Below are 12,054 nucleotides of genomic sequence, written 5' to 3'. Positions count from 1 at the left end.
TCAAAGGAGTGGTTAATGTCAATAAGTTTTGAAAATGCACTCGGTGTTCATCCTCAAACGCTCGATTTTCGAGTGCAAAGAGCCAAGGTGCTTGCCAGTAATTTAGCAAATGTAGATACCCCTGGATACCTAGCAAAAGATATTCGCTTTGATGCCATCGCAAGTCAAATAGGGGTTGGAAAAGTACAAAAAGCTCCGACACAACTGGTGGTGTCTGATGGTTACGCTGTGCCTTACCAAAACTCGAAAGATGGCAATACGGTAGAGCTTAGTGTCGAGCAAGCAAAGTTTACTAAAAATAACATGGATTTTCAGAGCAGCTTAACGTTTATGAATATGAAGTTTAAGGGTTTAGCTGCCGTAATTAAAGGACGTTAACAATGGCATTTACTGATATTTATTCCATTGCGGGTTCAGCAATGAATGCACAAACCATACGTTTAAATACTGTCGCTAGTAATCTAGCGAATGCCGATGCTGTTGCAGCCAATCCCGACGATGCTTACAAGGCGTTAAAACCTGTATTTGCTACAGTTTACAACAAAACTCAATTAACAGGAGAACAAGCAGATTACCCAAGTGCTGAAGTACGCATTATGGATGTCGTACAACATGCTGGAGACGCGGAAAAACGTTTTGAACCGAGTAACCCACTCGCCAATGAAGAGGGGTATGTTTATTACCCTGATATAGATGTAGTTGCAGAAATGGCTGACATGATGTCAGCAACACGCAGTTTTGAAACCAATGTTGAAGTGTTGAGTAATGTAAAAAGTATGCAGCAAGGGTTGCTTCGTTTAGGTGAGGGTAACTGATGACCATTGCACAATTTAATGCACTTAGTACGGATGTGCCTGCGATTGAATCTACCAATATGTCAGTAGCCGGTAACCCAAATAATGCTAACGATGCTAACTCATTAAAAAATGAATTTATTAATTTGATGGTGGCACAAATCCAAAACCAAGACCCGTTAAATCCACTTGATGGTACTGAGTATGTCGGGCAATTGGCGCAATTTTCTCAGGTTGAAAGTACAGAGAATATGGCCAAGTTGATGCAAAACAGTATGGTTTTACTGGATAACATGCAAGTTTTGTCGACGGCAGGGTTAGTTGGACAAACTGTTTATGTTGAAGGCTCTGAAATCGAACTAGCCGACGATAAACAACAAAAAGGGCGGATTGAACTAAATCATGCATCGAACACGGTTTCGATAGTTTTAACAGACCAATTAGGCAATCAGAAAATTATGCCCTTAGGTCCAAAAAATAAAGGTGATGTGGAATTTACGATTGATCCTAACGCGTTGGACTTAGCAAAAGGGAAATATCAAATCAGTATTGAAGTGGAAAAAGACTTACCACAACCCAGTGTTTTATTAGCAGGAGAAGTTTCGCAAGTTCGAGTTCCTTCTAATGGTGGTGCTGCCTTAGTGAATGTTGAAGGTATTGGTCAAGTGCCTTTCTATCAAATTAGCCAGTTTGGCGAGTAAGCCATTTTAACTTTCGTTTTTTTAAAATCATTAACGAAAGTATTCAAGGAATTAAATAAAAGAGGATGTTATGAGTTTTGATATCGCATTAAGTGGATTAGACGCAACCAATATTCAGTTAAATACCATTAGTAATAACATTGCCAATGTTTCTACCTCAGGCTTTAAAGAGTCACGTACTGAATTTTCAGCGGTATACAATGGTATGCAAGCAGGAGGGGTTGAAGTTGCCGCTATTTCACAGAACTTTGATAAAACAGGTTCAATTACAGGGACAGGGCGACCTTTAGACTTGGCGATTTCGGGAAGCGGTTTTTTTGTTACTAAAGATCTTACTGGGCAAACCTTATATACACGTTCAGGTGTGTTTGGCTCAGATAAAGATAATAATATTGTTAGTAATAACGGCGCCAAGCTTCAAGGCTATACAGTTGATGCGAATAACAATTTACAAGCAGGCGCGGTAGGGAATTTAAAAATCACCACCGCTTCACTGCCAGCAAAAGCGACAGATGAGCTTGCTTTTGTGGCTAACTTAGATGCCCGTTCTAGTGTTATTGATCCTGCTATTAATCCCTTCGATCCTAATGCTACTGACAGCTTTAACTCTTCTTATACCTCAAAAGTTTATGACTCTTTAGGCAACCCTCACACTGTTACACAGTATTTCACCAAAACTAATGCCAATGAGTGGCAGGTGAATGTAGTCGTTGATGGCGCGGCTACACCGACGCAAACCCAAAATGTTGTTTTTAATACCGACGGTACATTGCAATCACCAACGGCACCTTTTGCCGTGAATTTCATTCCTGCAGGTGCAGATGCGGCGAATATTAACATTGATATTGCAGGTACGACTCAGTTTGGCGCGAACTTTGGTGTAAGTACCAATGCACCTAATGGGTATACCTCGGGTGAGCTGGCTGGTGTGCGTGTTGAAGATAACGGCATGGTGTTTGCCGCATACACTAATGGTCAATCTCAGTTGCAAGGTCAGGTGATGCTGGCTGACTTTGCAAACCCTCAAGGATTGGTAAAAACCAATGGCACTTCTTGGATCCAAAGTTTCAGCTCGGGTGCTCCTGTTAATGGTGCGCCAAGTACGGGTACCTTAGGTGGATTAGTTGCTGGCGCATTGGAGGGATCAAATGTTGACCTGACGAGTGAATTAGTAAGTCTAATGACTGCTCAACGTAACTATCAAGCAAATGCAAAGACTATTTCAACATCTGACAAATTAACTCAATCACTCTTTAACGCGGTGTAGTAAGAGGCAACTATGGATAGTTTTTTATATACCGCGACAAGTGGCGCAAGCCGAGTGATGAAAGCGCAGCACGTGCGCTCAAATAACTTATCAAATGCGGATACGGCGGGTTTTCGTGCGGATATGGAGCGAGTGAAAAGTATCCCGTTACAGGGCGCGGGGTTTGATGGTCGCACCATGGTTGTGACTAACTCAGCAGCGACACGCTTTGATGCTGGGGATGTGATCAAAACGGGACGCGCACTAGATATTGCTATTAATGGTGATGGTTTTTTTACCGTACAAACTGTCGCTGGTAATGAAGCCTATACCCGTGCCGGTAATATTCGTGTTGATGATCAAGGCATGATGCGAGTTAACGGTTTTCCTTTGATGTCAGAAGGAGAAGCCTTAGTGCTACCTGAGCATCAAGCGGTTGATATTAGCGATAAGGGCGTTGTGTCAATCGTGCCGCTAGGTGGAGGTGCCGAACTTGAAGTTGGACAATTAAAGTTGGTTAATCCGGAGTTTAATCAACTTCAAAAACAGAGTGATGGCTTATTACATCCAGTGAATGATCAATTTTTTGCTCAAGACCCGAGTGTAGCGATGACGGCAGGGCATTTGGAAGGCAGTAACGTGTCGGCGATTAATGAGCTCGTTAGTGTGATGTCGCTAACTCGTAACTTTGAAATGCAAGTGCGAATGATGAAAACCGCAGAAACCTTAGCACAAGCTGGAACCCGCTTAATGAACCCACGTTAATCACGTAGGTAAACATAATTACAAGGAGAGTCATCATGCATTCAGCACTTTGGGTCAGTAAAACAGGAATGGCAGCACAAGATACAAAAATGACTGCTATTTCCAACAACCTTGCCAATGTTAATACGGTAGGGTTTAAACGTGATCGTGTTGTTTTTGAAGATTTGTTTTATAGCATACAACGTCAACCAGGCGCGCAGGTTGATCAGTTAAATCAATTGCCGAGTGGAGTACAGCTTGGTAGTGGTGTGCGTGTAGTTGGCACACAAAAAGTGTTTACTCAAGGGAATTCACAAAATACCCAACAACAGTTGGATCTTGCTGTTATGGGCTCGGGCTTTTTCCAAATAGAAAATTCCGATGGTGAAGTAATGTTTAGCCGTAATGGACAGTTTCACGTTAACTCTGAAGGTTTAATGGTGAATGGACAAGGTCTGCCACTTCAACCGCAAATTCAAATACCTGAAGAAGCCAATACGATATCAATTGGCGTTGATGGCATTGTAACTGCGACGCTTGCAGGGGATCCTCAGCCGCAAGAGTTGGGACAAATTACCTTGGCGAAATTTATCAATCCAGCAGGCTTAGAAGCTGTTGGCGGTAACCTTTATAAAGAGACACAAGCCAGTGGTCAGCCGCAAGAGATGATTGCAGGAATTGATGGCGCAGGCAGTTTGAAGCAAGGTGCGCTAGAAGGTTCTAACGTGCAAGTGGTTGAAGAAATGGTTGATATGATCACCACTCAACGCGCTTATGAAATGAATGCCAAAGTTGTTTCTGCCGCTGATGACATGCTGAAATTTGTCGCTCAAGCCGTGTAAGGAGTGAGGATGAAGACGCTTTTAATGCTGCTATGTTTACTCTCTTTTGTATCAGGTTGTTCGGTGCGTGAAGAGTTTATTCCGCCCGAGCCTAATGATGCTGCATTCGCGCCACCGGATCTTGATTACAGCTTACCTGAAGCCAAGCATGGCAGCTTGTATCGCCATAATTATTCGATGACCTTGTTTCAAGATCGCCGTGCCTATCGGGTCGGCGATGTATTAACGGTGGAGTTGGACGAGCAAACGCAGTCAAGCAAAAAAGCCAATACTAAGTTTGGTAAATCCTCTTCTATTGAATTTGCGGCACCGACATTAGGTAATAAAACTTTTGATGATCTGTCTGCCAGTGTCAGCGGTGATCGTGGTTTTGATGGCACAGCTGCCAGTACTCAAGGGAATAAGTTGCAAGGGGCAATCACTGTCACCGTACATAAGGTATTACCTAATGGCGTGTTAATGATCCGTGGCGAAAAGTGGATTCGACTTAACCAAGGGGATGAATACATACGCTTAACGGGCGTGGTTCGGGTTGATGATGTTAATCGTCATAACCAAGTGTCTTCTCAGCGTATTGGTGATGCGAGGATCACTTATTCAGGCAGAGGTGCACTGGCTGATAGCAATGCTGCAGGCTGGTTAACACAATTTTTCACTAGCCCATGGATGCCTTTCTAATGAAAAAAATGGTTTATTTTATCCTGTCTTTTTTGTGTGTGACGTTTGGTTGGATGCCGTTTAACGTTAGCGCTAAAACAGCAGTACCTATGATGGATTTAGTGGATGTGCAAGGCATACGCTCAAATCAGTTAGTGGGTTATGGCTTGGTGGTTGGTCTCGATGGCTCAGGTGATCGAAATCAAGTGAAATTTACCAGCCAGTCTATCACCAATATGCTACGTCAATTTGGAGTACAAATTGGCGATAGGATCGATCCAAAGCTTAAAAATGTCGCCTCAGTGAGTGTTACTGCTACCGTTGAAGCAATGGCGGGGCCTGGTCAAGAACTCAATATTGTTGTTTCATCTATTGGTGATGCAAAAAGCCTACGTGGCGGTACTTTATTATTGACGCCACTTAGAGGTATTGATGGTGAAGTGTACGCTGTTGCACAGGGTAATGTGGTTGTTGGTGGGGTAAAAGCAGAAGGACAAAGTGGTTCAAAAATCACGGTCAATACACCAACAACAGGGCGAATTCCTAATGGTGCAACGTTAGAGCGAGAAATACCGACGGACTTTAATAACAGCAGCATAGTCACGTTAAATTTACGCCAACCAAGTTTTACCACAGCGAAAAATATTTCCCGTGCAATAAACGCTACCTTCGGTCCAAAAGTAGCGACTGCGATCAGTAAAGGTCGAGTTGAAATGCGTGCGCCGCAAGACTTACAACAACGGGTGACTTTTATGTCGATGTTGGAAGATTTAAAAGTGATGACAGGGAGAAAAGCTGCGCGGGTGGTGTTTAATGCGAGAACAGGAACGGTTGTGGTTGGCAAAAATGTCCGTGTTAGTGAAGCGGCTGTGAGTCACGGCAACCTTACTGTAACGATTTCAGAGAGCGATCAAATCAGCCAGCCTAATGCTTTTAGTCAAGGCACAACAGAACGAGTGAATAATTCTAATGTTGATATTAACCAAGATGAGGCACAAATGTACATTTGGCCTGAAGGGACTGAGCTTAATACTATAGTTAATGCTGTGAACAGCTTAGGTGCGTCACCTGATGATCTCATGTCTATTTTGCAGGCGCTACATGAAGCAGGCGCATTGAATGCAGAGCTGGTAGTGATTTAGGAGAGTTAGATGAAATTCGACGACAATATCAGTGCAATGAGCAAAAATAATGTTCTATATCATGATAATAATGGTTTGCAGAAAATCAAACATTCGCTATCTGATGAGCAAGGTTTAGAGGTGGTGGCAGGACAATTTGAAGCGATGTTTTTACAAATGGTCTTACGCAAAATGCGAAGTAGCAGTGATGTCTTGGCTGATGAAGATAATCCATTTTCCAGTAAACAACAGAGCGTCTATCGCGATTTTTATGATGGTCAGTTGGCAATTGAAATGGCAAAACAACAGCAAACAGGTATTAAAGTAATGTTAATGAAACAGTTAAATCCTAGCCAAGGATTTAATGATGTTCACAATAGTGCCGCATTAACTCATAAAGAAGTAGAAAAACAAGACACACTAAAGCCTGTTAACAATAAAGCAGCCAATCAATTGGCAATGCGAACGTGTACTGCTTTTCAACAATCATTGCAATCTTACAAGGAGCAGTAATCGCTATGAATATGATTAATATTGGTTTAACAGGGTTAAATGCTAATAAAACGGCGCTTGATGTCACTGCTCATAATGTTGCTAATGTTAATACGCCAGGGTTTAGTCGACAGCAGGCTATGATGAGCGCTCTTGCAGGTAACAATATATTAAGCGCGGGAAGTGGTGTTGAAGTTGCCAGTATACGTCGTATTTCAGATCAATTTATTGTAAAACAAACATGGGCTGCAACCAGTCAACAAGCTGCAAGCAATGCGAATTTAGACAGTATGACGATGCTCGAAAGCTTATTAGGTGGAGAGGGCTTTAATATTAGTGCTGGTCTTGATTCTTTATATTCGGCGTTAAATGACGCCACGCTAAAACCGGAATCTACCCCTAATCGCCAGCAAATTATTAATGAAGCTAAAGCATTATCTCGTCGCTTTAATACCTTATAGGAATCTTTACATGGTCAAGGTAACCGTATCAGTGACAAGGCTACGGCGTCTATTGATCATGCTAACAGTTTAATGAGCAATATTGCTGATATAAACCATCGCGTTGTTGAGACACAAGCGACAGGTGGTAATCCTTCTCAGCTTATTGATGAACGTGATGTATTAATTAAACAACTTTCAGAAGTGGTAGAAATCAGTTCAACCCAGCAACTAGATGGTAGCTTACAAGTTACCCTAGCATCTGGTCAGCCCTTGATTTTAGGCAGTGATGCTGCGCAATTAAAATCTACTCCGATAGTTAATGAGCCGTTTATTAAGAACATTGAAATTGATTTTTCTGGGCAAACTTTTGCAGTTACAGGTGAGTTAGGTGGACAATTAGGGGCGTTTGATAATTACCTTAAAGATACTTTAAAACCAACCCAGCAAGCCCTTGATGAGATGGCTCAAAACCTAGCAACTGAATTTAATCAGGTTTTAGCGACTGGTACTGATTTAAATGGTGATCCAGGCCAAGCATTGTTTTCATTTGATCCTAATTCGCCAGCGTCCAGTCTTGATATCACAGCGATAAAACCCGCAGAACTTGCTCTCTCTTCTGACGGAGCACCGGGCAACAGCGATGTATTACAAGACTTGATTGATTTGTCGACTAAACCAATGACGATAACTGGGTTAGGTAGTGTTACTTTAAATGATGCATTTGCCTCAATGGTGGGTAAAACGGCAATAGAAACGCGACAAGCCGCAGTTGATCAAAAAGCCGCAGAAACCTTATTTAGTCAAGCCAACGCTGCACGAGATAATTTAAGTGCGGTTAACAGTGATGAAGAAGCGGCAAACCTAATGACATTTACCAATGCTTATCAAGCAAATATGAAAGTGATCAGTACAGCTAATGAACTGTTCGACTCAGTATTACGATTATTGTAAGGGATGAATGATGAGAGTCAGTGATACGCAATTTAGTCAGCTAATGTTAACCAGCTTATCAAAAAATAATCAAGGCTTAGGTGAAGTGTTAGCGCAGATGTCGACAGGTCAGCGCTTACTAAAATTATCTGATAATCCAATAGATTCTATCAACTTACTGAATTTAGACCGTGAAAATAGCGCGATAAATCAGTACCAAGATAACATTAGTAATGTGAAAACAGCGTTGTCATCGCAAGAAGTTCACTTAATGGCGGCAAGTGACACAATTAAGGACATGCGAGACTCCTTGCTATTAGCGTCAAATGGCGCTTTATCAGATGCTGATAGAGAAAGTTATGCTAATAAATTAGTCAGTTTACGCGATGCTTTTATGTCTTCATTTAACGTCCAAGATGAAGAAGGAAATTACCTTTTCTCTGGGACTCAAAGTGATGTCCCAGCTATTACATCACAACCTGCTGGTGGCTATATTTTTGAAGGTAATAGCGATAAGCGCGTAGTGACGGTAGCCAAAGGCGTTACGATGGAAGCAAACTTTGCTTCACAAGAAATTCTCGATCTTGGCGGTAACAATATCTTAAATCAGATTGACGCTGCTATAACCGAGTTACAAGCCCCGACAGTAAATATCAATAACACCTTACAAGCAACGTTAAATACCCTAGATACGACGCATGATAATGTATTAGCAGCAGTAACCGATATTGGTGGGCGTCATAATAATTTAGATTTAATGGAAACCAGCCATGGCGATAATAAGTTATTTGTTGAAGCGGTAACCAATGATTTAGAAGCGTTGGACTATGGTGAAGCGTCGGTTCGCTTAAATAATTATATGGCTGCGCTTCAGGCAACACAGGCAAGCTACATGAAAATTAACGACCTTTCATTGTTTAATCGATTGTAAGGCAGCAAAGAATTATGGTTACAAGTACATCAGAAGTCAGAACGCAGAGTATAAATTTTACTAGTGCGAATAAGAAAGCGGCTATTGTTCCGTCAGTGGCAGACAAAGTTGATACCAAAAAAGTCTCTGGCTCTGAATTAAAACAATTAAGTTACCAACAAGATGGATTTTCTGTTTCAAAAACCCTACTAGCTAAAGGACAACAGCAAGTAACATCGGTACAAATAGCGCAACAAGCTTTAAGTGTTGTAGGTCGTGACTTACAAGCCATAAAGAAGATCTTAAGTACTGAGCTTATTGCTCAACGCGTTGTTTCTCCGTCAGCTCAAAACAATGCTAATCATCACCTTGATTCGATAAAACACACATTGAATAATGCTAAGAGTGACGGTCTTCGGGTTATTGATGCTGAACTTAAAGTTAATATTCATAGACCAATAACACGTACATTTTCTGTTCCCGGTCTGAATGTTCAGCGTCAGCGAGAGCACAGTGAGCTGATTAAATTAAGCTTTCCACAGTTAGGAACGGTTGTTGTGAACATGGATGCGAAACTGAGCGATAAAGCACTAGTATCGCAAGTTGATCGCAATGTTATCCCCTTTGGGTTAAGAGCATCTCAGCAAGATAATGGAGATATATTATTTCGAACCAATGAAGAAGGCTTTCAAGGGTTGGAAGGAAAGGTACAAGTAATTGGTCAAGGACACCGATACCCTGCTGGGCAGGCCAATACACTGACGATTAAGCCTGAACCCGAAGGTATCGAAGATGGACAATTTACATTAAATAATCGTGAGAAAATTCGTGATGCATTAGTGCAAGTGAACCAACATTTACGACAAGTGCAGCAAAGCCTTGATGATATAAAAGCATATCAGGCTTCACTGGCGAAACAAATGGCAGCGGCGAAGGCAAACACGTCACTGGGAGATGTTAAGCAAGTAGAAGATAAGCTAAGCCAACTCTCGGGGGCTGGAAACCAGCAATTTAGTGCAACGTATCGCTCTTTAGCAGCACAAGCGAATGTACATCGTCATACGGTTGTCGCTTTATTGAAATAATGCCACTTACTACACGTTTATTTTTGATTTTCGTCTGCGCAACATTCATCTTTTAGATACGTAATTACTGAATCCAGTTTCTGATATTCAGCGACACAAAACAAAGTCCGTCCTTCCCTACGTTGTGATATGAGCCCTGCAGAGGCCAGCCCAGCAATATGATGAGAGAGGGTTGAGCCAGGAACGGAAAGCTTTTCTTGTAACCCTCCAACAGCAATACCTTGATGACCTGCTCTAATTACTGTTTTGTAAATCATCAATCGTGTCGGATGTCCTAACTCTTTCAATGCTTTAGCGATGATCTCTGTATCCATTGTTGCTACCCTTACTGAATTTATATTTCGATAATACTAGAAATAACTTGATCTATCCAATAAAGATCAATTATATTTCGATTATTCTAGAAGTATAGTCTTAGGTGTTGTGATGTTAAAAGATACGTTAGAGATGTTCCTCTTCTTAGCGACTGAGTTAACGCTATTGTTTTTGTTGATTAGCTTTTTGGTTGGTGTGTTACAAAGTTATATTCCACCAGCAAAAATTCAGAGAATATTAAGTGGAAAGAAAGGTAAGGGTTATGTTGTTGCTGCATTATTAGCAGCTATTACTCCGTTTTGTTCTTGTTCGACAATCCCGTTTTTAAAAGGATTACTTAGAGCTAAAGCGGGTTTTGGAACTATGATAGTGTTCCTTTTAGCAAGTCCACTGCTTAACCCCGTAATCATTGGTTTATTTGTTGTAACCTTTGGTATTAAAGTTGCGGCATTCTATTTTGTGGTGGCGATGGGAGTGTCTGTTATTGCCGGCGTGCTATTAGAAAAGCTCAATTTTGAACGCTTTGTAAAGTCAGAAGCCTATATTGAACCTGAATCGTCATGTGGTGCTAAAAGCTGTGGTGGGGCGAAAGTTGAAACCAATAAATGGAAAAAAATCTGGAATACAACATGGAAAGACTTCAAAAAAGTACTGCCGTACCTAATCGGTGGTATCGCTATTGGCTCATTAATTTACGGTTTTATGCCAACTGAATTCATCGCGAAAATCGCAAGTGATAATAATCCATTTGCAATTCCGGTAGCGGCTGTCATTGGTATTCCATTATATATTCGCGCAGAAGCCGTCATTCCGTTAAGTGCCGCATTAGCTGCAAAAGGAATGGGATTAGGGGCGGTGATGGCATTAATTATTGGTAGTGCTGGCGCAAGTTTAACAGAAGTTATCTTATTGAAATCAATATTTAAAACACCAATGATTATTGCTTTTGTTACGGTTGTTTTAACCATGGCTATGAGTTCAGGCTACTTATATAGCTGGATATTTTAAATCTTTACCATGGAATTTCAGTGCCATCGTAGCTAAAGAATTTTCCATTATCTTTTAAGCTCAGTCGCTGTAGCAAGTTAATTAATGCTGCAGCGACTTTTTCGGGCGTCTGTAAATTACCTTCAGGTACGTTGCGCTGAAAAGGCTTTGATAAGTTAGTGTCTGTAGTGCCGGGATGAAAAGCGAATACACAGGTATTAAACTTTTTATTTTTCCATTCAATACTAATGGTTTTCAAAGCCATATTTAAGGCTGCTTTTGAGCTTCGGTAACTTATCCATCCACCTAAATTATTGTCTTCAATACTGCCAATTTTTGCTGAAACAGTAACAAAGTAATTCAATGTTTTTGATTTTAATTTAGGAGATAAGTGCTTAGCGATGAGCAGAGTAGGTAATACGTTCGTTGAGATATTTTGATTGAAAAAATCACTATCAAATTGAGTAATAGTTTTTTCTGGCATCATATCGCCACTGTGTAACATGCCAACCGCATTGATCACGATATCAAGCTGGTTAACGGTTTCTGATAACTCGGCCACATCAGAATCTTTACTGACATCGACTTGATACCAAGTGAGTTGAGGGTGCATCAGTTCAGGCTGTGTAATATGGTATGTACTATGAATCGTGTTTTCAGTGTTTTGGTTTATTAATAAGTTGATCAAAGCTGAGCCAATGCCGCCTGTACCACCAATTATCAATATATTCATAAAGTAAAACCCATCGAATTGAAATTATAAAACAATAATACGATGAGTTTAGCT

The 12,054-nt window shown here is 41.1% G+C and carries 14 protein-coding genes and 1 pseudogene; 13 read left to right on the top strand and 2 right to left on the bottom strand.

Annotated features, from left to right (window positions below; translation table 11 throughout):
* The first annotated feature begins 15 nt into the window (after positions 1-15).
* The 12 genes and pseudogenes from flgB to SKA34_RS03660 all read left to right on the top strand — a co-directional run bounded on the left by flgB (position 16) and on the right by SKA34_RS03660 (position 9,965).
* A complete protein-coding gene (gene flgB / locus SKA34_RS03715) occupies positions 16-378 on the top strand; it encodes a flagellar basal body rod protein FlgB (RefSeq protein WP_006644174.1) in 363 nt (120 codons plus the stop codon).
* A gap of 2 nt (positions 379-380) precedes the next feature.
* A complete protein-coding gene (flgC, locus tag SKA34_RS03710) occupies positions 381-815 on the top strand; it encodes a flagellar basal body rod protein FlgC (RefSeq protein WP_006644173.1) in 435 nt (144 codons plus the stop codon).
* Positions 815-1,495, top strand: coding sequence for a flagellar hook assembly protein FlgD (gene flgD, locus SKA34_RS03705; RefSeq protein ID WP_006644172.1), 681 nt, complete (start codon positions 815-817; stop codon positions 1,493-1,495). Before flgC ends, flgD begins: the two co-directional genes overlap by 1 nt.
* A gap of 70 nt (positions 1,496-1,565) precedes the next feature.
* Entirely contained in the window at positions 1,566-2,762 is a 1,197-nt protein-coding gene (gene flgE, locus SKA34_RS03700; protein ID WP_006644171.1) for a flagellar hook protein FlgE, read from the top strand.
* A gap of 12 nt (positions 2,763-2,774) precedes the next feature.
* Positions 2,775-3,506, top strand: a complete 732-nt coding sequence (locus tag SKA34_RS03695; protein ID WP_006644170.1) for a flagellar basal body rod protein FlgF — start codon at positions 2,775-2,777, stop codon at positions 3,504-3,506.
* Between the two features lie 35 nt (positions 3,507-3,541).
* Positions 3,542-4,327, top strand: a complete 786-nt coding sequence (flgG, locus tag SKA34_RS03690) for a flagellar basal-body rod protein FlgG (protein ID WP_006644169.1) — start codon at positions 3,542-3,544, stop codon at positions 4,325-4,327.
* A 9-nt stretch (positions 4,328-4,336) separates the two neighbouring features.
* On the top strand, positions 4,337-5,005 hold the full coding sequence (gene flgH / locus SKA34_RS03685) for a flagellar basal body L-ring protein FlgH (RefSeq protein WP_006644168.1): 669 nt from the start codon (positions 4,337-4,339) through the stop codon (positions 5,003-5,005).
* Between the two features lie 53 nt (positions 5,006-5,058).
* Complete coding sequence (locus SKA34_RS03680; RefSeq protein ID WP_232284253.1) at positions 5,059-6,126, top strand: flagellar basal body P-ring protein FlgI; 1,068 nt, start codon at positions 5,059-5,061, stop codon at positions 6,124-6,126.
* 9 nt (positions 6,127-6,135) lie between these two features.
* Positions 6,136-6,618: a rod-binding protein gene (locus tag SKA34_RS03675; RefSeq protein WP_006644166.1), complete on the top strand. Its 483-nt coding sequence runs from the start codon at positions 6,136-6,138 to the stop codon at positions 6,616-6,618.
* 5 nt (positions 6,619-6,623) lie between these two features.
* A pseudogene (gene flgK, locus SKA34_RS03670) lies at positions 6,624-7,991 on the top strand (flagellar hook-associated protein FlgK).
* A gap of 10 nt (positions 7,992-8,001) precedes the next feature.
* Positions 8,002-8,901, top strand: a complete 900-nt coding sequence (flgL, locus tag SKA34_RS03665) for a flagellar hook-associated protein FlgL (protein ID WP_006644163.1) — start codon at positions 8,002-8,004, stop codon at positions 8,899-8,901.
* A 14-nt stretch (positions 8,902-8,915) separates the two neighbouring features.
* Positions 8,916-9,965 carry a hypothetical protein gene (locus SKA34_RS03660; protein ID WP_006644162.1) on the top strand — a complete coding sequence of 350 codons (1,050 nt, stop codon included), beginning with the start codon at positions 8,916-8,918 and terminating at the stop codon, positions 9,963-9,965.
* 17 nt (positions 9,966-9,982) lie between these two features.
* On the opposite strand, the gene SKA34_RS03655 is transcribed toward SKA34_RS03660, so the two are convergent.
* Positions 9,983-10,279, bottom strand: a complete 297-nt coding sequence (locus tag SKA34_RS03655) for a helix-turn-helix transcriptional regulator (RefSeq protein ID WP_006644161.1) — start codon at positions 10,277-10,279, stop codon at positions 9,983-9,985.
* Positions 10,280-10,391: 112 nt separating this feature from the next.
* On the opposite strand from SKA34_RS03655, the gene SKA34_RS03650 reads away from it, so the two are divergent.
* The gene (locus SKA34_RS03650; protein ID WP_006644160.1) at positions 10,392-11,288 is read left to right on the top strand and encodes a permease; all 897 of its coding nucleotides are present in this window, start codon (positions 10,392-10,394) and stop codon (positions 11,286-11,288) included.
* Positions 11,289-11,292: 4 nt separating this feature from the next.
* On the opposite strand, the gene SKA34_RS03645 is transcribed toward SKA34_RS03650, so the two are convergent.
* A complete protein-coding gene (locus SKA34_RS03645; RefSeq protein WP_006644159.1) occupies positions 11,293-12,000 on the bottom strand; it encodes an SDR family NAD(P)-dependent oxidoreductase in 708 nt (235 codons plus the stop codon).
* Positions 12,001-12,054: the final 54 nt, after the last annotated feature.

It is taken from the genome of Photobacterium sp. SKA34, assembly GCF_000153325.1.
In the GTDB taxonomy this organism is placed as follows: domain Bacteria; phylum Pseudomonadota; class Gammaproteobacteria; order Enterobacterales; family Vibrionaceae; genus Photobacterium.
Note: the sequence above shows the minus strand (reverse complement) of the source record. Positions and strands in the feature narration are given on the sequence as shown.